At 61.5% G+C, this 21493-nt stretch carries 13 protein-coding genes, 3 pseudogenes and 1 other annotated feature; of the genes and pseudogenes, 5 read left to right on the forward strand and 11 right to left on the reverse strand.

Annotation, left to right across the window (positions count from 1 at the left end; genetic code table 11):
- Positions 1 to 40: 40 nt before the first annotated feature.
- Genes F1609_RS30325 through F1609_RS30335 form a run of 3 tightly spaced genes read right to left on the reverse strand, consistent with a single transcriptional unit; the run spans position 41 to position 7072 of the window.
- The gene (locus F1609_RS30325; protein ID WP_370661689.1) at positions 41 to 787 is read right to left on the reverse strand and encodes a FecR family protein; all 747 of its coding nucleotides are present in this window, start codon (positions 785 to 787) and stop codon (positions 41 to 43) included.
- A complete protein-coding gene (locus F1609_RS30330) occupies positions 756 to 5477 on the reverse strand; it encodes a two-partner secretion domain-containing protein (RefSeq protein WP_167081046.1) in 4722 nt (1573 codons plus the stop codon). The genes F1609_RS30325 and F1609_RS30330 overlap by 32 nt, the downstream gene beginning before the upstream one ends.
- An 11-nt stretch (positions 5478 to 5488) precedes the next feature.
- Positions 5489 to 7072, reverse strand: a complete 1584-nt coding sequence (locus F1609_RS30335; RefSeq protein ID WP_167081048.1) for a ShlB/FhaC/HecB family hemolysin secretion/activation protein — start codon at positions 7070 to 7072, stop codon at positions 5489 to 5491.
- Positions 7073 to 7378: 306 nt separating this feature from the next.
- Between F1609_RS30335 and F1609_RS30340 the strand changes: the two genes are divergently transcribed.
- Positions 7379 to 9748 (forward strand): GspE/PulE family protein, encoded by a 2370-nt coding sequence (locus tag F1609_RS30340; RefSeq protein WP_167081049.1) that lies wholly within the window; start codon positions 7379 to 7381, stop codon positions 9746 to 9748.
- A gap of 339 nt (positions 9749 to 10087) precedes the next feature.
- Here the strand turns inward: F1609_RS30340 and F1609_RS30345 are convergent, their stop codons facing one another.
- From F1609_RS30345 to aceE, 5 genes are all read right to left on the reverse strand, one after another.
- Entirely contained in the window at positions 10088 to 10513 is a 426-nt protein-coding gene (locus F1609_RS30345; RefSeq protein ID WP_167081051.1) for a hypothetical protein, read from the reverse strand.
- A gap of 74 nt (positions 10514 to 10587) precedes the next feature.
- A complete protein-coding gene (locus F1609_RS30350; protein WP_167081053.1) occupies positions 10588 to 11295 on the reverse strand; it encodes an IS6 family transposase in 708 nt (235 codons plus the stop codon).
- Positions 11292 to 11474, reverse strand: coding sequence for an IS4/Tn5 family transposase DNA-binding protein (locus F1609_RS35465; protein ID WP_370661690.1), 183 nt, complete (start codon positions 11472 to 11474; stop codon positions 11292 to 11294). Before F1609_RS35465 ends, F1609_RS30350 begins: the two co-directional genes overlap by 4 nt.
- A gap of 516 nt (positions 11475 to 11990) precedes the next feature.
- On the reverse strand, positions 11991 to 12617 hold the full coding sequence (gene gstA / locus F1609_RS30360) for a glutathione transferase GstA (protein ID WP_167081054.1): 627 nt from the start codon (positions 12615 to 12617) through the stop codon (positions 11991 to 11993).
- Positions 12618 to 12636: 19 nt separating this feature from the next.
- A complete protein-coding gene (gene aceE, locus F1609_RS30365; protein WP_167081055.1) occupies positions 12637 to 15303 on the reverse strand; it encodes a pyruvate dehydrogenase (acetyl-transferring), homodimeric type in 2667 nt (888 codons plus the stop codon).
- Positions 15304 to 15515: 212 nt separating this feature from the next.
- Here aceE and F1609_RS30370 point away from each other — a divergent pair, with 212 nt between their 5' ends.
- Positions 15516 to 15929, forward strand: a complete 414-nt coding sequence (locus F1609_RS30370; RefSeq protein ID WP_229422144.1) for a MarR family winged helix-turn-helix transcriptional regulator — start codon at positions 15516 to 15518, stop codon at positions 15927 to 15929.
- Here F1609_RS30370 and F1609_RS30375 read toward each other — a convergent pair.
- Complete coding sequence (locus F1609_RS30375; RefSeq protein ID WP_167081058.1) at positions 15914 to 16993, reverse strand: transketolase-like TK C-terminal-containing protein; 1080 nt, start codon at positions 16991 to 16993, stop codon at positions 15914 to 15916. The two genes, F1609_RS30370 and F1609_RS30375, sit on opposite strands and share 16 nt — an antisense overlap.
- A gap of 176 nt (positions 16994 to 17169) precedes the next feature.
- On the opposite strand from F1609_RS30375, the gene F1609_RS30380 reads away from it, so the two are divergent.
- A complete protein-coding gene (locus F1609_RS30380) occupies positions 17170 to 17316 on the forward strand; it encodes a hypothetical protein (RefSeq protein ID WP_167081059.1) in 147 nt (48 codons plus the stop codon).
- A 763-nt stretch (positions 17317 to 18079) separates the two neighbouring features.
- A pseudogene (locus F1609_RS30390) lies at positions 18080 to 18772 on the forward strand (IS6 family transposase).
- Between the two features lie 365 nt (positions 18773 to 19137).
- Here the strand turns inward: F1609_RS30390 and F1609_RS30395 are convergent.
- Positions 19138 to 19630 (reverse strand): annotated as a pseudogene (locus F1609_RS30395) (IS6 family transposase); the annotation flags it as partial.
- A gap of 127 nt (positions 19631 to 19757) precedes the next feature.
- Between F1609_RS30395 and F1609_RS30400 the strand changes: the two are divergent.
- Positions 19758 to 20111, forward strand: coding sequence for a hypothetical protein (locus F1609_RS30400; protein WP_167081060.1), 354 nt, complete (start codon positions 19758 to 19760; stop codon positions 20109 to 20111).
- A 316-nt stretch (positions 20112 to 20427) separates the two neighbouring features.
- Here the strand turns inward: F1609_RS30400 and F1609_RS30405 are convergent.
- A pseudogene (locus tag F1609_RS30405) lies at positions 20428 to 21360 on the reverse strand (IS3 family transposase); the annotation flags it as partial.
- Positions 21250 to 21366 (reverse strand) — a sequence feature (AL1L pseudoknot). Its footprint overlaps the pseudogene before it by 111 nt.
- Positions 21367 to 21493 lie beyond the last annotated feature (127 nt).

Raw genomic sequence — 21493 nt, forward strand, 5'->3', positions numbered from 1 at the left:
CCGATAATGCTAAATGTCCTTGCTTCTGCCGCGCAGGCTCCTAGCGCACCTCGCAGTCGACCGCCTGCGGCCTGGCGGTCCCGGCGAGCGTTTGCGATCCTGGCGACAAGCTAAATGCCACCGGCGGGGTAAACCTCAGTGCCGGATTGTTCGGCACCATCAGCGGCGGCTGCTGCCTGGTCGGCGTAAAACCGAACTGCCCCGCCGAAAAATTCATGCTGCCCCCGGCATTGCTGACCATGATCGTTCCGTCAACGACGAACACATGCAAGCCGGGCGCCAGTGCGCCCGCGCCCGCTTGCGCCGGCGGCGCCCCACCCGGCGGCGGCACAAACTGCGCAACGAAGGTCGTGCCGCGCACGCCGATCGTGGCAATCGGCGTCTTGAGCTCGAACTTTTCCTTGTTGCGCTTGCCCAGCAGCCCGGTCAGCGAGCGCAGTCCGCCCTGGAGCAGGCTGAAACTGGCGCTGTCGGCTTCCGGCTTGCCGCTTTCATAGGCGAAGGCCTCGATCTTGAAGGTTGTGCCCGGGCGCAAGGTGATTTCGCTGTTGTCGATGAAGCGGATCCGGGCGTAGGTGTTCTTTTCGGACACCAGCGTATCGCCCTGCGCCACTTCCGACTTGAGGCCCAGCACCTTCACGCTGCCGTCCGCCTTCCTGACCATCAGCGGCCCGTTCAGGTTGACGATGGTGCCGACCACCTGGGCCGCCCACGCCATCGCGCCTGAAGCGGCCAGCAGGAGAGCGGCGAACGCCTTAATTGCAATACGTCTTTTTGCGCAGTTCACTCGCGTCTCCTTGAACAGTCCTTGTCGCGACGGTATTGGCGCCGTCGTCCTTGATGCCCGCTGTTTCCTCGTTGGCCGGGGTGACGCTGTTGACCGCATTGACCGTGTTGACGATGACCTCCTTGAGCAGCGCAGCGCTCGCCTGCTGCGGCGGGGCCACCACGGTGCAGCCGGGTGCGCCCGGATCGGCCGCGCAGGCGCTCACTGGCGGCAGTACCACGGAGCAGCCCTGCAGGGTCGGGCTGGCCACGCACTCGCTCACGGTCGGCAAGACGGCGGCGCATCCGGCCAGCGCCGGCGTCGCCACGCACTGGCCCAGGCCTGGCAGCACCACCGCGCAACCGGCCGCCGATGGCGTGGCAAGGCACTGGGCCAAGGCCGGCAAGACCACGCCGCAACCGGCCAGGCCTGGCGCGGCTGTGCACTGCCCAAGGGTCGGCAACACCACCGAGCAGCCCGCTGCGGCCGGATTTGCTATGCATCCCTGCAAGCTCGGCAAGACAGCGCCGCAGCCGGGCAGGCTGGCATTGCCGACGCACTGGTTCACGCTCGGAAGCACAACGGCGCAGCCCGGCACGGCGGCATTGGCCGCGCATTGCGCAAGCGATGGCAGTACCACCGCGCAGCCGCTGGCGCCCGGATTGGCCAGGCACTGGCCCAGCGACGGCAGCACCGCCGCGCAGCCGGGGGTGGCCGGATTGGCCAGGCAGCGGGCCACGCTCGGCAAGACCACGGCGCAACCGGGCAGGCTGGCCGAGGAAATGCACTGCGCCAGGGTCGGCAGCACCACCGCGCAGCCGGCCTGGGTGGGCGCCGCCACGCATTGGGCCACGCCCGGCAGCACCACCGCGCAACCCGGCACGCCCGGGCTGGCGCTGCAAGCGGCCAGCGAAGGCAGCACGACGGCGCAACCGGCCTGGCCCGGATTGCTCACGCACACGGCCAGGCTCGGCAAGACCACCGCGCAACCGGCGCGCGACGGCGTCGCCAGGCAGGCGTTCAGGGTTGGCAGCACCGCGCTGCATCCGCTGGTGGACGGCGCGGCAATGCACGACGCCAGGCTCGGCAACACTGCCGAGCAGCCCGCCTGGGCAGGGTTGGCGCTGCACTGGGCCAGGGTCGGCAGGACCGCGCTGCAACCGGGCGTGCCCGGCGCACTTGCGCACTGCGCCAGGGTCGGCAGGACGGCACTGCAACCGGCACTCGCCGGATTGCTGGTGCACTGCGCCAGGCCAGGCAACACCACACTGCAACCTGGCGTGCCGGGCGCACTCGTGCACTGTGCCAGGGTCGGCAGGACCGCACTGCAGCCGGCGCTCGCCGGGAGGCTGGTGCACTGCGCCAGGCTTGGCAGCACGGCGCTGCATCCCGCCGTGGCGGGCGCGGCGGTGCAGGACGCCAGCGTCGGCAACACGACGGCGCAACCGGCGGTCGATGGCGCCGCGACGCATTGGCTCAGGCTCGGCAGCACCACAGCGCAGCCCGGCAAGCCGGGATTGGCCGTGCAAGCGCCCAGGCTCGGCAACACCGAAGCGCAAAAGCTCAGTGTTGGATTGGCGCTGCAGGCGCTGACCGCATTGGCCAGCACGCTCGCGCAGCCTGCCAGGGTGGGCGTGGCGATACAGGCGTCGATGGTCGGCACGGTGGACGGTACGCCGCTCACCGTGCCGCTGGCACTGGCGAGCGTTCCGCTGCCGCTGAGCGAGGCGGCGCTCACCGAAATATTGCCGCTAGATGCAGCAACGCTGCCATTGTTGACGATCGATCCCGCCACCAGGGCAATATTGCCGGCGCCGGAGGCGACGCTGCCGCTGGGGCCGATTGTCAGGACCCCGCCGTTACCGGCTTCCAGGCCGATCGCGCCGCCGTTCGAGGCCACGCTGCCATTGATGGTCAGCGGGCTCTGGGTCGATAGCTTGATTGCGCCGCCCAGGCTGCTCACCGACACTGGCGTGCTTGAGCCCGGTTCGTACTGCAGCAGCGTCATGCCGCCCTGGTTGGCGACCGTGATCGCGCCGGTGTTGGCGCCGCCGCTCTGGAGCACGCTGCCAAGATCGAGCGTGCCGCTGTTGCTGATGTTGATCGGGCCGCCGCCGCTCTCGGTTTCGTTGATTGCCGTCAGATAGGCGGTCTGGGTGCTGAACGGGGTCGATGCCGAACCGGCCTGCTGGCGCGTGCGCAGCTTGATGGCGGCGGCCTTGGCCGGCGCCGCGCTGCTGTTGCCGACGCTCCAGCCGACCAGGCGCAAGGCGCCCGGCGTGGTGAGGGGATCGAGCAGCGTGATCATGCCGTTGCCGGCGTCGATGGTCAGCGTGCTGGCCGCCGTCAGATTGCTGGTCAGGTCGAGTGCGCCGTTCACATCCACCGCGCCGGTCTGCGCCAGTTCGCCGCCTATCGTGAGGCGGTTGGCGTAGATCCGGTTCAACTCGCTGGTATTCAATCCCAGGCGCCCGGTGGCGTCGAGCGCGTTGTTACCGATATGAACCAGGGTTTGCGGATTGCCGGGACTGAGGACCACCTCGCCGCCGGCGCTGCCGGTGCCGGTGATGGTGGCGCCGATGTTGATATTGTCCGACAGGAGCAGCACCCTGTCGGCGCTCAGGCTGCCGTTGGAACCGGTGTTGATCAGCCCGACGGCGCCGAAGCGCTCCAGCGCCAGCGTGCCGCCATTGTCCGGCTGTAAGGTGATCGGCGCATTGACTTCGATATTGCCGCCGCTGCGCAGGCGCAGCACGGTCGTTTCGGCCTGGGTGGCCTGGCCGCCCAACGCTGCGGCGACCAGGATCTTGCCGCTGTGGCCGAAGCCGCCGATGGTCAGTTCCTGCGAGCGGATCGGGTTCAGGTGAAACGGCGACAATTGCAGCAGCGCGCTCGAGGGCGTGCCGCCGGCGATCACGATGTCGCGGTTGCTGGTGTATGGCGCAATGCTGACGGTCGGGCGCGGGCCGCCGGAAACCGGTCCGATCATGCCACCCGGCATATCGACCCGGTCGGCCACGATGGCGATATCGCCACCGCCCTGCAAGGCGCCATTCGGCGCCAGCTGGAACAGGTCGGTCGCACTGAACGTCATCGATCCGCTGCCGCTGTTGACGATGGCGCTGCCGCCAGTGCCGATTTTCACATCCTTGCCGCCGAGGGTCAGGCTGCCGCCGCCGGTACTGAGCGCCGCGTCGACCAGCACACTGCCGCTGCCGCTGGCATACGGCGCCACGTTCGCGTTGAGCAAGAGCGCCCCGCCCGAGGTGGCGACCGGGGCAGTAACGGTGATGTTGTTTCCCGCTTCGATCGACAGGCTGCCCGAGGTGCCGCCCGGACGCGTGAGCGCGCCATTGACCAGCACATCGTGGCGCGCCTGGATGACGATATTGGCGGCGCTCCCCGCACCGTCGAGCTTGGACGAGTCGATGAAGGTCATGGTATCGGCCGGCGTATCGGTGAACTGGTCGACCGTGTCCAGCAGGTCGGTGCTGCCGTTGGCGCCGATGGTCACGTCGTACGGGTCGAGCAGCCAGGTGCCGCGCTGGCCGGCGTCCACCCGCAAGCCGTTCACATCCAGGTAATGGCCGGAGGTTTCCACCATGGCGCCCTGGCCGCCGCTTGCCGAAATGGTGCCGTAGGCGCGCGTGGCGCCATCCGACCACAGCACCACGGTGCCGCCCGCGCCGCCGCCGCTGTCGGCGCGGATCGACGCCGCCTTGCCCATCACGGTCTGGCGCGCATTGCGCACCAGCGCATTGTTGCCCTGGTAGCCGCCGCCGACCAGCACCGTGCCGCCGGCGGTCGCGCCGCTGGCGTCGATGCGGGCGTCGCCGGTAAGGCCGACCCGCTCGCCCTGCACGCTGATCGCGCCGCCCTCCCCGGCGCCGGTGACGCTGCTCACGCTGCCGCCTTCGAGCAGCGCATCGGCGCTGGCCCTGAACACGATCTTGCCGTTGGCGCCGACCTGGGCGCTGTTGGCGCTGACCAGCCCGCGCTGCCTGACCAGCGCGCCGTAAATGCCGATCTTGCCGCCCTGGGCAATCAGCTGCCCCAGGTTCAGCGCGGCGTCGGCCGGGCTCGAGACCACCACATGCAGGTCGGGATTGCCCGAATCGACCAGTTGCACGCTATGCCCGGCCGCCAGCACCACGGCGCCCTGCGGCGAGGTGATGATGCCGCTGTTTTCCACGTTCGGCGCGATCAGGAACACGGTGCCGCCCGATGGCGTGGTGATCGCACCCTGGTTGACGATGCCGGCGGCCGTGGCCGGACCGTTGAAATTGAGCCTGCCGGACAGGAAGTCGGCATTCGTCAGATTCAGGGTCGAGGCGCTCAATCCATGGACATCGATGCGCGCGTCGCGTCCGAACAGGATGCCGTTCGGATTGATCAGGAATACCTGCCCGTTCGATTGCAGCGCGCCCAGGATGCGGCTTGGATCTTGCCCGGTGATGCGGTTCAGCACCGCGCTGCGCGCATCCTGCTGGATGAAGCGGGTGATGTCGCCCGCCGCCACCGAAAAGCTCTGCCAGTTGATGATGGTGTTCGGCGTGTTGGTGATCGAAAAGACGTGTCCCTGCTGGACAAAGGTGGCCTGCCCGGCCACCACCTGCGGCGCCCCCGGCGCGGCGACGGCGCCGCCGAAGGCCAGCAGCAAGGGCAGGCAAAGACGCTTCAGCAAGCGCGGGCGGAAATTCTGGGTGTTCATTCGGTTCACCTTTAGTAAGCCAGGCCCACACGCACATGGACTTTGTTCTTGCCGGCCACGGCGGCGTCGCGCCGCAGCACATGGCCGTAATCGATCTGCACGTCGAGCGACTTGCCCATCGAAAAGCGCCAGCCCGCGCCAGCGCTCGACAAGGTGGCGCGCGCCGCTTCACCGGGCAATACCGCGCGGCGCCGCCCGTGGGCCGCGTCGACGAAGGCCAGCACGCGGCACTGCCAGTGCTGGCGCGCCGCGCACCAGTTGGGACTGTACAGCTCCAGGTTGGCCAGCACGCCTGAATCGGTGGAGACGGCGCGCTCGTCGACCCCGCGCACCGAGGACGCGCCACCGGCACCGAACTGCTCGCCCGGCACCAGGGCGTCGCCGCTCGCCTGGCCGCTCACCGCGGCGCGCCCTTGCCAGTCGCCGCCGAAGGCGCGCTGCCAGCCGGCCGCGAAGCGCGCGATGCTGTAGCCGGCCGTGGCGCCGGAGCGGGCACGCGCAAAGTCGGCGCTGCCGCCCCGGCTGCCGCCTGGCACGTTGCGCACCACGCCGAGCGAGAAGCTCGCTTGTCCGCCGGCCAGCGCCATGCTGGCCAGATAGGTTGCGCTGAGCGGATGGACAGTGACCTCGTTGCCGACATCCTGGCCGGCCAGCAGCACGCTGTTCTTGTAGGCCTTGTGGTCGACGCCGAACACCAGGCGCGGATCGAGCCCGCCGCGCCGCGCCAGCGTGCGGTTGTAGCGCAGCCCGGCCACCGTGCCCTTGCCGCTCACGGCCAGGTTGAAGATGCCGGCCGTGACGGCGCCCGAATCGATGTCCGAATAGCTGGCGTACAGGTCGAGCGAGTCGCCCAGCTGGTACAGCGGAATGTGATATCCGGCGCCGTACACGCTGACCTTGCCGGGTTCCTCGACCGTGGTGGTGTACTGCAGGCTGCCGACATGGTCCCGCCCCCACAGGTTGGCGTGCTGCAGCACCACGCCGGCGTGGGTGTTGCCGGTCGGCCCGGTGCCGCTGTTGTCGAGGTTGAGCGCGACGGTCCAGGGTTTGCTGTCGCTCACCAGCAGGCGCGCATCGAGTTCATCGTCGGCGCTGCCGGTTTGCAGGTTCAGGCTGATTTTGCGCGCCGGGTTCTGGTTGGCCATGCGCAGATTGGCCGAAACCCGGTCCAGGTCGGGGGTGGCGCCCGCTTGCAGGGCCGGCACGGCGCGCCGCACATTGGTGTCGTCGACCACGGTGTTGCCGGACACCAGAATGCGGCCGATGCGGGTTTGCACCACGTCCAGGCGCACCACGCCGCGATTGAGTTCCTGCTCGGGCAACTGGACCGTGACGACCTGGTAGCCGCGCTGGTGGTACAGCGCTTCGAGCGCTTCGAGCGCGCGCTGCACGTCGCCAAAATCGCGCCCGCCGCCGGTATGGGCGCGCAGCGCGGCGTCGATCTCGCCCGCGCCGAGCAGGGTATTGCCGGCCACCTCGTAGCGCAGGATGTCGAAGCGGATCGGGTCCGGTACGGGCGGCTCGATCCCCCAGGCGGCCCCGACCGCAGCCGCCAACGCGGCGCCGCAGGCAAGGCGGGCAAATGGTCTAGTCATCGATCAGCTCCACGGTAGGTGCTTGTCATGGCGTACACAGTTTCACCGAGTGTAATCGGGCGCCGTCGCGCGGGTGATGAATTCCAATCGTGCCGGACAGAATTTTGCAAAGCGTTGTTTGGCGGAGTCAGCGCGCGCCACGATTGTGGCCATGAGGAAATTGCTGGGCGCCGGGCCGGCCATCAAAACGTGCAGCCATGCTCAAGCAAAAGGGCTATGATCGAGCGTAGTACAGCGTGCGCGACGCGCTCCGGCGGGCGCCGCCCCGGCATCGCATAGAACTGAACCAGCCGAAAGCGAACATTCATGAATCCAGCGGCAAGCGGCAAGCACGAAAGCGGGCACCAGGACACGGGCGCACGCCTGGACTTTTCCAAAAAACTACAAGCGGTGACAAACAAGATCCACGCCACCGCCAATCTCGATGAAATCATGCTCGACCTGGGGATGGAATTTTGCGACCTGTTCGACTGCGACCGCTTCACCCTGTACGCGGTCAATCCCGAGAATGACCATATCGTCTCCAAGGTCAAGACCGGCCTGACCACCTTCCGCGAACTGCGGCTGTCGATTTCGCCGAGCAGCATCGCCGGCTTCGTGGCGATGAGCCGCAAGACGCTCAATATCGCCGACGCTTACGACGAAGAAGAACTGCGACGCCTGGCGCCCGGCCTGCACTTCCAGCGCGGCGTGGACCAGCGCACCGGCTACCGCACGCACCAGATGCTGGTGGCGCCGCTGCTGTCGGTGCAGTCGAACGACCTGCTCGGCGTGATCCAGTTCATCAACAACCGTCAGGGTGTGGCGTTTTCCGCCATCGCCGAGGAAGGCGTGCGCGACCTGTGCGAGACTTTGTCGGTGGCATTCAGCCAGCGCCTGAAGCCACCGCAAACGGTGCGTACCAAATACGCCGGCCTGGTGCACGACGCGGTGCTGGCAGCGCCCGAACTGGAACTGGCCACGCGCTCGGCGCGCAAGAAGAATCTCGATATCGAAGACGTGCTGCTGCACGAATTCCAGGTGCGGGCGGCGGCCATCGGGGCTTCGCTGGCGAAGTTCTTCGCCACGCCCTACGAGCCGTACAAGGCGGAGCGCGTCAAGCCAGGCGAACTGCTCAAGAACCTCAAGGCCCAGTACGTGGAAGAAAACCAGTGGCTGCCGCTGGAAGACAGCGCCGACGGCCTGGTGGTAATGGCGCTCGACCCGGAACGGATCCACGCCAGCCGCGTCGTCAATCAGATTTTTCCCAAGGCGAAGGTGGTGTACCGGGTCACGACGCGGGAGGAATTCCGCCGTACCGCCGAGCAGTTCTTCGGCGCCGCCGGCGACGCCGGCGCCGGCTCGGTGGGCGAACTGCTCTCAGGCATGGAACACGACGAGGACGAGGGGGAAGGCAGCTACGAGGTCCCGGCCGCTGTCGAAAACGAACTGGTCAAGCTGCTCAACAAGATCATCATGGACGCCTATCGCCAGGGCGTCTCCGACATCCATATCGAGCCGCTGCCGGGCAAGGGCAAGACCGCCATCCGCTTTCGCAAGGACGGCACGCTGGTACCCTACATCGACATTCCGGCCAGTTACCGCAATGCCCTGGTGGCGCGCGTGAAAATCATGTGCGACCTCGACATTTCAGAGCGCCGCAAGCCGCAGGATGGCAAGATCAAGTTCAAGAAGTACGGCCCGCTCGACATCGAGCTGCGCGTGGCCACCATTCCCTCCTCCGGCGGGGTGGAGGACATCGTGATGCGGATCCTGGCGGCGGGCGAACCGATCCCGCTCGACAAACTGGGCGTGCTGCCGTTCAACCTGGAGCGCCTGCGCACGGCCATCGAAAAGCCGTACGGCCTGTTTTTTGTGTGCGGGCCGACCGGTTCCGGCAAAACCACGACCCTGCACTCGGTACTCAGCCACCTCAATACCCCGGATACCAAGATCTGGACTGCCGAAGACCCGGTCGAGATCACGCAAAAGGGCTTGCGCCAGGTGCAGGTCAACCGCAAGGCGGGGCTCGACTTCGCCACCGTGATGCGGGCCTTCCTGCGGGCCGACCCGGACGTGATCATGGTCGGCGAAATGCGCGACAAGGAAACCGTCGGCATGGGCATCGAAGCCTCGCTCACCGGCCACCTGGTGCTGGCCACCCTGCACACCAACAGTGCGCCGGAATCGATCGTGCGCCTGCTCGACATGGGCATGGACCCGTTCAACTTCGCCGACGCGCTGCTCGGCATCCTGGCGCAGCGCCTGGCCAAGCGCCTGTGCGGCTCGTGCAAACTGGCCTACCATCCCGACGCGGCCGAGGTGGACTTGCTGCTTGCCGAATATTGCAGCGAACTGCTGGCGACCGACGCCTTTGTTGCCGATCCGCACGCAAGCCGGGCGCACGTGCTGGCGGGCTGGCGCGCCCGCTACGCCAACGCGGACGGCAAGTTCACCCTGTACCGGGCAGTCGGCTGCGCCGAGTGCAACAAGGGCTATCGCGGGCGGGTCGGGCTGCACGAACTGATGCTCGGCACCGACAAGGTCAAGAAGCTCTTGCAGGAGCACAGCCGGGTGGCCGCGCTGCTGGCCGCGGCGCTGGAAGACGGCATGCTGACCTTGAAAATGGACGGCATCGAAAAAGTCCTGTCCGGCATCACCGATATCAAGATGGTGCGCCAGGTGTGCATCAAGTAAGGCCGCGCCTGACTGAGCTGAAAGGTACCTGAGGGAGTCGATTTTATCGCGGCCACGAATCCAAAGCAGGATTCGGACGCTGAAAAGCAAAACGGCCCGCAGGCCGTTTTGAGGTGTGGCCGACCTCTTTTTTCAAGAAGATCGACGCTTGTTCGGACTAAGGGCGGTGTGTAGTTCAGGCGTGAGCCGGTGGCCGTGGAATGCGAGCTGGCGCGGCAACTGCAAGCTCATTTGCAGATATTGAGCATGGGGCCTGTGCTATTGCAGTAAATTCAAGCCGAAATCGGCATCAAATGAGAGTACGGTCAGTTTGAAAAGCGAGCTTCTACAGTTATCCGCTTATCCATTTATCCTGCGAATTTCATGAAGCTCATGTGCCTTCACCACTTCATCAGATGGATTCGCAATAAATTTGAATAATTCTGATCTAGCTTCCAGATCATCAAGATTCCAAGGATTAGTTTGATTTTTGTACGCCTCGTCAGACGCAATCATTAAATCTATTCTGTCGTCCTCACTAAGAAGATACAACCTCTGTGAAAGATTAATAGTATTTAAAATGACGAAATCCATACTTTTCCAATACGATTGCCGCAAATCAAATTCTGATAAATTTTCCGCCAGCCTTAAATCTTGAAGTTTCACAAGGACTCTGGTCAATTCTTCTCTGAATATTTTATAATCAACCAAAAGCATTCGCAAATCTTTTCTTCCCCCAATTTGTTGGCGGTCGAGGAAGGCTACCAATGTAAACGGTACTGTCAACTTGCTGAACCGGGACGGCGAGTTGTAGAATTCCAGGTGAAATTGCTTCTGGTCGGGTAATACTATCCCACAAATTAGGCGTTCTTTGCGACCTGGGTGACCTCATTCCATATAGAAAATGCCTGCGTGCGGACGTGCCGGTACTGCTCCGCTTTCAAGCGGTTGCGCTGGCAGCGGAAGGCATTGTTGATCGGGCCATGCGCCGACAAAAAGCGCTGAGCTTGGCCGGCTGATTTGAAGCGGCGCATCTGTCGTTCTCGTTGCCGCGTCGGTTGATGCGAGAGTTCGGCCCGGTTGTTCAGGCCCTTGTGCTGGCGATGCTCGACACCCGGCATGATTTGCTTCTTCGCCGCAGCATAGCTCTTCAGCTTGTCGGTGATCAGCACCCGTGGTGCGTAACGCAAGCCCTTGAGGAGCTTGCGGAAAAAACGCCTTGCTGCATGTCGGTTGCGCCGACTCTGCATCAAGATATCGAGCACCTGACCGTTCTGATCGACTGCACGCCAGAGGTAATGGTGCTTGCCCTTGATTGTTAGCACCACCTCGTCGAGATGCCATTTTTCCCCGCGCTGCGGTTGACGCCGGCGAAGTTCATTGGCATAGCCCTGGCCGAACTTCAATGTCCATTGGCGGATCGTCTCGTAGGTGACGATGATGCCACGACTGGCCATCAGCTCTTCTATGTCGCGAAAACTCAGCGCGAACCGGAAGTAGAGCCATACGACATGACTGATGATTTCTGCCGGGTAGCGGAAGCCGCAGTAGAGTTGGGATTTTTTCATCCCGCGACTTTACAAAATTTTCCCCGCACCCGTAAGTTGACAGTACCCATCATTGTTCTCGCTCGCTTGTTGAGACGAGCATCGCCAAGGTCCAGTCCCGCAAACTCTTGTTCCGTCCAGCGCTGCGATACCTTGGCCAATGCGTCACCCAAAGTCAGACAGTAAACGCGATCTCGCAACAGTTTACAAGCCCCATCTACAACTCATTGAATGTTAACGATTTTCTCCATCAGGCTGGGCAGGATTGCGGACTTATGTATAACGATATGCTCCCAACCCCATTCCAAATGCGGACAATATGCTCTCAAATAACACGATACCTGAATGACAAGCAAGCGTGTGACGCGCTGTACGGTAGAAACACGCCTGAAAAAACGGGCAAAAAAAGCCCGCTGCGGGAGCGGGCTAAATCTAATTCCTGTGAGAAAGTAGAGGAGCATCATGGCGCGTCGTATCATAAAATACCAATTGCATGTCGCGATGATAGAAATATGATGACTATTCAGCCTCTGGTAAGCCTGCAAAAACCTATTTAAAATCAATCGGTTGCAGCTATCTGAAAACCGATGAAAAACGCGAAAAACCGGTTTCCCCTTATAAAAACCGCAGAAATCGAGCGTTTTCAGGCGCAGAAATCACGTAACTCATTGATTTCTAAGGGCTGAATAGTTACGAAATATGATCTATCAAATATCTTATGCCCGCTGCCGCGACGCTTCCCTTTGCATCGCCTCGCGCACGGCCGGCCTAGCCCCGATACTAGCCAGCAGCATCCTCACCTGCGGGAAGGCATCCAGGTCGACTCTGGCGACATCCGACCAGCTGAGGATGGTGTACAGATAAGCGTCGGCCACGGTAAACGTGTCCCCCAACAGGTATGGCCCACCATTGGCTAGTCGCCGCTCTACATAGTCGAGCCGGGCGGCGATGCGCGAGCGGGCCACGTCCTGCGCCTGCGTGCCGTATTCCGGGTGAAACAGCCAAGGGCTGAATGCCTTGTGCAACTCGGTGGCAATAAACCCCAGCCACGATTGCAGCTGCACCCGCGCCAGGGAGCCAGCCGGGGGCGCAAGCCTGCTGTCCGGCGCCAGGTCGGCTAGGTACTGGACAATGGCAATGCCTTCCAGCAAGATGGTGCCATCGTCCAGCTCCAGCGCGGGCACATACAGGTTCGCGTTCACCTGCGCGTAATTGGCGCCCGTTTCCGTGACGCGTGGAATCCTGCGAATGTCAACTCTTTCCAGTTCCAGTTCGATGCCCGCCTCGATGGCCACGATGTGTGGCGACAAGGAACAAGTTCCCGTTGCGAAATATAGTTTCATGATGTGCTCCTCGAAAAATTTACACTGACGCCGGATCGCCCTTCTCCACGTCGATGCCATATCTGGCGATGGCCACGCCCACTTGGCTGCGCGGCAATTGTCCTGCATCGGCCAACGCCATCAGGGCGGCCAGCACAATGAAATGGCGGTCCACTTCAAAGAACGTGCGCAAGGATTCGCGCGTATCGGAGCGTCCGAAACCATCCGTGCCCAAGGCGATGAAACGCCGGTCCGTCACGAACGGGCGCACCTGGTCGGCCACGATCTTCATGTAGTCGGTGGCGATCACAACCGGGCCTGGCCGGCCAGCCAAGCATTGCCCAATATATGGCACGCGAGGCGCGCTGTCCGGATGCAGCATGTTCCAGCGCTCCACGGCCAAGCCATCGCGCCGCACTTCCGTCAAGCTGGTGGCGCTCCAGACGTCGGCCACCACGCCAAAATCCTGCTGCAGCAGCGCAGCAGCGGCCAGCACCTCGCGCAGGATGGAACCGCTCCCCATCAGTTGCACGCGCGGCGCGGCTGCTTCCGGGCTCTGCTGTAGTAGATAAAGGCCCTGCAAGATGCCTTTCTCGGCCCCTTCCGGCATGGCCGGGTGGGGATAATTTTCGTTAAGCAAGGTAACGTAATAAAAAATATCTTCCTGCTCGGAAAACATGCGGCGCATGCCATCGTGGATGATGACAGCCAGCTCATACGCGAACGTGGGATCGTACGAGATGCAATTGGGAATCACGGATGACAAGACATGGCTGTGGCCATCGTCATGCTGAAGTCCTTCGCCCATCAGCGTCGTGCGTCCCGAGGTGGCGCCCAGCAGGAAGCCGCGCGTGCGGGCATCGGCGGCTGCCCAGGCCAGGTCGCCCACGCGCTGCAAGCCGAACATCGAATAAAAGATGTAGAACGGGATGGTCGCCAGGCCATGGTTGCTGTAAGACGTGCCGGCCGCGATCCACGAGGAAATCGCACCCGATTCGTTGATGCCCTCCTGCAGTATCTGCCCATCCTTGGCTTCCTTGTAATAGCTGAGCTGGCCCGCATCCTGCGGCGTGTACAGCTGGCCCAGGTAGGAATGGATGCCGATCTGACGGAACAGGCCCTCCATGCCGAAGGTGCGCGATTCGTCCGGCACGATGGGCACGATGATCTTGCTTAAAGCGGGGTCTTTCAGCAGGGTGCCCAGGATGCGCACGAAGGCCATGGTGGTGGACGCGCCCCGTTCGCCGGTATCCTTGAGCTGGGTGGCAAATGTGGACAGCGGCGGTATGGGCAGCGGCGCCACCTTGCTGATGCGGGCGGGAATGTAGCCGCCCAGCTGCGCCCGGCGCGCGGCGAAGTAGCGCGCCTCCTCGCTGTCCGGCGCCGGTTTCAAATACGGCATCTCTTCCAGCTGCGCATCGCTGACGGGCAGCGCGAAGCGGTCGCGGAAGGCGCGCACGGAGTCGGCGCTCATCTTTTTCAGTTGATGGTTGATGTTCTGCCCTTCGCCCGCCTCGCCCATGCCGAAGCCCTTGACGGTTTTCGCCAGGATCACGGTGGGACGCCCCGGCGTGCGCATGGCTTCCTCGTAAGCTGCGTGGACTTTTTCGGGATCGTGGCCGCCGCGCGTCAGTTGCCAGATGTCGTCGTCCGTCATGTGCGCCACCAGCTCCAGCAGTTCCGGATACTTGCCAAAGAAATGCTCGCGCACATACGCGCCATTCTGCGATTTGAAAGTCTGGTAATCGCCATCCACGCATTCCATCATGCGCTGAAGCAACAAGCCGCTCGTGTCGCTCTGTAATAAAGCATCCCAGCCGGTGCCCCAGATGACCTTGATGACATGCCAGCCCGCCGCGCGGAAGGTGCCCTCCAGTTCTTGGATGACCTTGCTGTTGCCGCGCACGGGACCATCCAGGCGCTGCAAGTTGCAGTTGACGACAAAAATCAGGTTATCGAGGCGCTCGCGGCCGCCCAGGGAAATGGCGGCCAGGGACTCTGGCTGGTCCATCTCACCATCCCCGAGGAAAGCCCACACTTTGCGACCCTGGTGTGGCTTTAAGTCGCGGTACTCGAGATAACGCATGAAACGGGCTTGATAGGCGGCCGTCAGCGGGCCCAGTCCCATCGATACCGTGGGGAATTGCCAGAAATCGGGCATCAGGCGAGGGTGCGGATACGATGACAGGCCCTCGCGGCCCGCTTCGCGGCGGTAATTGTCCAGTTGCGCTTCCGTGATGCGGCCCTCCAGGTAGGCGCGGCCATAGATGCCAGGCGCGGAATGGCCCTGGATATAGACTAGGTCGCCGGCAAACTGGTCCGTATAGCCACGGAAGAAATGGCTAAAACCCACGTCGTACAGCACGGCCGCCGACTGATAGGTGGCGATGTGGCCGCCCACGTTCGAGTGTTTGGCTGCGCGCAGCACCATCACCATGGCGTTCCAGCGGATGTAGGCATTTAGGCGGCGCTCGATTGCCAGGTCACCCGGGTAAGCGGGCTGGCGCGCCGTGGCGATGCTGTTGGTATAGGCGGTGGTGACGCGGCCGTGCATGCCGCCGTGCTGCGCGGCGTCAATATCGACCAGGCGGTCGAGCAGGTAGTGGGCGCGCGGGCGCCCTTCTACGGCGACGACGGCCTGCATCGCCTCCAGCCATTCTTTGGTTTCCTGCGGATCGATATCGGGTACAGCGAGGGATGAGGTCATGGGAGTGTCCTTGGGGTGGGCATTCATCGTTATTATCGATTGCTATTGCAATCATTGCATTTGCAATCGCTATGCCGGCCATTGTATAGCGCTATAATTGCATTTGCAACCGTGACTGATTTGGAGGGATACCGATGTCTGAAACTGCGCCCGAAATTGGATCGGCACCTGCGCCCGACCTGTGGTTTTCGTTCGTGCGCACGCACCGCTTGATGATCCGCGAGATCGAACGTCGGCTGGCGGCGGCAAACCTGCCCGTATATGCGTGGTATGACGTGCTGTGGGGACTCGAAAGCGGCCCAGCCGGTTCGCGCCGCATGCACGAACTGGCAGACGCATTGGCCATCGAACGCTACAACCTCACGCGCCTGGTAGACAAACTGGAAACGGACCGGCTGGTGACACGCACGCGCTCGATGGAGGATGGGCGCGCCGCCTTTGTTTCCATCACGGAAGATGGGAAAATCCTGCGCAAGCAAATGTGGGCCGTGTACCAGGCCACAGTGGCCGACCTGTTCCTGTTGCAGTTCAGCAGTGCTGAGCAACAGGACTTCAGCGCGGCTCTCGCCCTCGCTGCCGAAGCGGCACGGGCTGCCGGCCAGAGCAAGCGTCAGGCCAAGGCGTAGCGCCTCAGCGCGTATTGCACGAACGGCGCGGGCAACGCTCCGTCGTCGACCAGTGCCTTGAGCGCGGTAACGGCGATCCACGGCGCGCTGATGTCCATTGCTGTATCGGCGCCGACGGCGCTGAAACGTCCGCGTACAAAGCCTCCGATCTGCCCCGCGATGTGCTGCGCATAGCCCGTCACTGCAATCACGGGGGCACTGCTGCCGTCGAGGCAGCGCTGTATGTGGGATGCTCTTGGCGTGGCGCTAGGATGGAACAGATTCCACTGCTCCACCGCCAGTGCTTCGCGCGCCAGGCGCGTGTAGCTGGGACAACTCCATACTTCCGCGCTAATGTTCCAGTCCTCCCACAGCAAGCGCGCCGCTTCCATCACGAGCGCCAGTGCCCTGCCCGCGCTGCACAATCGCAACTGGTATGGCCCAGGACTAGTGGGCGGCAAGCGGTACATGCCTAGGGCGGCGGCGGCGGCATCGCCAGCCGATAAAGGCGGCATTGCCAGTCCATCCTCATCGTGCATGGCTAGGTAGTAATAGCCGGGCTGCTGGTCAACATACAACGTTGCCAGGGCCGAGCACACGATGGCGCGCACCTCCTCGCCGCTGGCCGGGTCAAACGGCGTGCAAATGTGCTGCGTGGCCAGCCATGCCGGCAGCACCGGCTGCACGCCTTTGGGCCAGCGCGAACCTTGCGTTTCTGCATCATTGCAGACGATGCCACGTTCGCCCGCATCGACCAGCACGCCACGCAGCGCGGCCAGCGATTCAAGGCGGCACAGGTACAGCAGCGGTATCTCTGCACCATATCGCAGCGGCCATGCACTGGCACAGGCCGGCACATCCCAGGCATCGCCCTGCTTCTTAGGCACAGAGGCACGCACGATGCGGATGGTGTCCGCTGATTCTGCGCCCTGCTGCAAGCTACTCACCATGGCACCCAGCGCACGTCGCGGCGAAGCGAGCAGTGGCGGTAAACCGGGTGTCGCCGCCAATGCAGCCAGGCAGGCGCTGGCGGCGCTGCGCGCCAGGCAGCTAGGCACCGGAGGAAATGTGGGGGGCATATGCATGGAAGCTCCTGTCTCGGTAGTGATTGCGCATGGCAGACTTTGCCTATACGATTGCAACTGCAATGATTGTAATTGCAATTAACTGGTCAATCAAGGACAGACGGCGCTGGCATATCGAATATGAAGGGTGGTAAATGACATTGAATAGGCATGAAACTGTGCGCATGGCGTATGCCGTGAAATTGACGAATGCGCAGATCGAGGCGGCCAGGCAGCTGTACGCTGCCCATTTCGGCGACGCCAACAACCCGCAGGCGCTGGCCGCCATCATCGAAGCACTGGCGCGCAACTACAGCTCGGCCGTGGCGGCGCATATGCTGTAATGCACTACACCAGAAAATCGGGCAAAAAAAGCCAGCTACCGGAGCGGGCCAAATCTAATTCCTATGAGGAAGTAGAGGAGACAAATACTTGATGCCGCGTCGCAGCATATTTACCCAATTACATGGTGTGATGATAAAAGTATATTTCATCTACATTTGAGCCATGCCTGCGATCTCAAACTCGATACGGGAAAGGCGCTACATACGCATCTGCTCATTAGTACAAACCGTTTCATGCTTTCCTAGAACAAACCAAATTCACAAATATGACGGTCATCATTATATGATGATCGTCATATTATTGTGCAATCAGCCGCCGTCATGTTTTTACCGACCTGCCTTTCACTAACGACGGGCAACCACTCAAGGACTACTTATAAGTAAAGATATCTTCATCTGTGCACCCGTTCGCAGCGCGATCGGCAGCTTCGGCGGTTCGTTGAGGGACACGCTCACCAGCGCGCTCTGCGCCCACGCTATCGCAGCCACGGACGTGGGCATGGTCAGGGCTGATCCACTCGGTGGTGGTGGTCGGCGCGCTCTGGTCGCGGTTGTTTTTCAGGATGTCGTTCACATGGCGGTACTAGCAGGCACCGATCTGCAGGGCCAGCATGCAGGCGGCTTCGAGCCGCACTTTGCCGTAGCGCTTGGCCAGCGACAGCAGTCCCAGGCAGGCGCGGTAGCCGTGTTGGTTCTGTCGCATTAGCGGAGCCGTCATAGGGATCGTGTAAACTTTGACCACCAAAAATCTGGACGAGCTGGCATGCTTAACTTCAAAGGAATGCGTTTTCCGATCGACGTCATCCTGGTCTGCATCCGCTGATATGTGGCCTACCCGCTGAGCTACCGACACCCCGAAGAGATGATGGAAGAGCGCGGTGTGTCGGTCGACCATTCGTCGATCAACCGTTGGGCGATTCGTTTCCTGCCGCTCATCGAGAAGATGGCCCGGAAACACAAGCGCCCGGTCGGCGGCAGTTGGCGTATGGATGAGACGTACATCAAGGTCAAGGGCGTCTGGAAATACCTCTACCGCGCTGTCGACAAGCAGGGAACAACCGTCGACTTCCTGCTGACAGCCAAGCGCGACATGGCTGCGGTGAAGCGCTTCTTCGACAAGGCTATGAGAGCGAACGGCGATCCGGACAAGGTCGCGATGGACAAGAGCGGCGCCAACAAGGCGGCGATCAATGCGATCAACGCCGGCCGCGACGTGCCGATCCTGGTGCGCCAAATCAAATACCTCAACAACATCGTCGAGCAGGACCATCGCGCCATCAAGCGAATGACCAAGCCGATGCTCAACTTCAAATCGTTCCGGTTTGCCGGTTCCGTGCTCGCCGGCATCGAGCTGATGCACATGATTCGAAAGGGTCAGTTCGCCGTCGATGACGCTTCGCCCATGTCATTCTCCGACCAGTTTTATGCGTTGGCAGGACAAGTCCGTCCAGTGTAAGCCGGAGTCATGCTCAGCCCGAAAAAATCCGTGCTGGACTCAACAACGCGACAGAACCTTGTTTCTACCATCGTTCCTTCGCATACCATCAATCCTGGGGCCGCCCGTTGATCGTTTCGACGATTGTGTGTGTGAGCTCCTTCTTCTCCAGCAAGCGGCGAGATTTCAACAGCGCCGTCACGTTAGGCACCTGCTCGCGATTAAGGTCGATACCGGGCAAGCAAAGAATCGCCTTGTGGTCATTGGACTTCCTCCGGTTCGGTATACAAATCTAGACTTCACATTGAGGCGCGTTCGAACGCCTTTGGGCTAAGATGGCTGTGGCGCCTAGTTCGATTGTAAAAAATTTAGATGTAGCCGAAGATGAGGTATTTGATTTGGCGCACCAGGATCGGCACGTCGCGGCCGGCGTTGATCGCATCGATCGCCGCCTTGTTGGCGCCGCTCTTGTCCATCGCCACCTTGTCCGGATCGCCGTTCGCTCTTATGGCCTTGTCGAAGAAGCGCTTCGCCGCAGCCATGTCGCGCTTGGCTTTCAGCAGGAAGTCGACGGTTGTTCCCTGCTTGTCGACAGCGCGGTAGAGGTATTTCCAGACGCCCTTGATCTTGATGTACATCTCACCCATACGCCAACTGCCGCCGACCAGGCGCTTGTGTTTCCGGGCCATCTTCTCGATGAGCGGCAGGAAACGAATCGCCCAACGGCTGATCGACGAATGGTCGACCAACACGCCGCGCTCTTCCATCATCTCTTCGAGGTGTCGGTAGCTCAGCGGGTCTTGACAGGTAGGCCATATACCAGCGGATGCAGACCAGGATGACGTCGATCGGAAAACGCATTCCTTTGAAGTTAAGCATGCCAATTCGTCCAGATTTTTGGTCGTCAAAGTTTACACGATCCCTATGACGGCTCCGCTAATGCGACAGAACCCGCCCGAAGTGGCTGTACGCAAAATAGGTAGTTTGCCCATCACTGGCAAAGCAGATGTACTTACCGGTTACTTTGTTTGGAAATTGTTCAAGTTACATATCAAAAATAGCTAATGAAAAAGATGAGCAATTAAATTTCTTCGCCAATGCCTTATCGAAAAACTTAGATAAAAAAACGGATATCCCTTTTCCGGTTCATCGCTTTCATGAATTACATCTACCGGCTATTTTACTGGCAGACGATCAGCCCTTGAATATTCATACTTTTAAAATTGGAGACGATGCCATCACAGGTTCGGCATTTAATCCGAAAACGCACATGAAAGTGTTTTTCAATATACAGCAATTATTATATACTCAAGGCAAGTATACCAGTTTTAAACAACATTGCTTCGCAGACCCCTTATGATTAAATGCAATTTATTTTACGCATTCGTGTGACGCATAAGATAGCGACAAATGTGCGCTTCAAATAAGTCTATACCAATATAATTAAACGGTTCCTAAGAGCCGGTCTAAATCCAAGTAATCCCTCGACCATGACCCATCCCTGACTCAACAGTTCAGTCAGCAAGAGCCTAGGGTCTGTCTGACAGAACTACATGGGTATGTAAAAGTCTAAGGGCGATCAGTTGAACGATTGTCCGAACACCATGGGTCGAACAGATTTATCCGAACTGAATCGCCCCGGAATTCAAGGAGGCCTTTTCGCGTGAGTCAGGCTGTCATGGCCCCTCGGTTAGTTCTCGATAGTAGTTTGCCTCAGCTTCAGCCGGCGGTATATAGCCGAGTGGTTCGAGCAAGCGGTGATGATTGAACCAGGACACCCACCCCAACGTGGCCAGTTCAACGGCCTCGCGCGTCTTCCAGGGAGCACGGCGATGTATCAGTTCTGCCTTGTAAAGACCGTTGATCGTTTCGGCCAGTGCGTTGTCGTAGCTGTCGCCCTTGCTGCCCACAGAGGGTTCCACACCGGCTTCAGCCAAGCGCTCGCTATAGCGGATGGAGACGTATTGCGAACCCCGGTCGCCATGATGAATCAAGGCCTCGTCCCGTTCAGGTTGACGGTCATAGAGCGCCTGTTCCAAGGCATCCCGGACGAACTCGGTCCACATCGAACTGCTGACGCGCCAGCCCACGATGCGCCGTGCGAACACGTCAATCACGAAAGCCACATAAACGAAACCCTGCCAGGTCGAGACGTAGGTGAAGTCGCTCACCCAGAGCTGGTGTGGTCGTTGTGCCTTGAAATGTCGATTGACCCGGTCGAGCGGGCAAGGTGCGGCTGCATTGCCCATCGTGGTCCGAACAACTTTGCCCCGCATCACCCCGCGCATGCCGGCACGGCGCATCAAGCGCTCAACCGTACAGCGGGCAACGTCAGTGCCTTCGCGCCGCAGTTGCCGCCAGACTTTATCCGCCCCGTAGACCTGCATGTTGGCATGCCAGACGCGTTCAATTTCCGGCGTCAGTTCCTCATCGATCCTTGCCCGTCGGCAGCGCAAGTTCGGGTCACGCCGCTGCGCGGCATAACGCCAGTAGCCGGACGGGGCGACCTGCAACACTTTGCAGATCGACTCGACCCCGTAAGCATGGCGGTTCTGGTCGATAAAATCCCTCACGATTTGAAGCGGCGGCCGAGCTCCACCTGGGCGAAAAACGCCCTAGGAGTCTGCGCGGCAGACAGTTTTTTCGCTGAGCATGCCAGGCGCGTCTTCGCCGCCGTCGATAGCGATTCACTTTCGCGTGCGAAAGTCGAATGAAATAGAAGCTTCCGGCCTCGAATTGGGC

The organism is Massilia aquatica (genome assembly GCF_011682045.1).
Classification (GTDB): Bacteria; Pseudomonadota; Gammaproteobacteria; order Burkholderiales; family Burkholderiaceae_D; genus Telluria_A; species Telluria_A aquatica.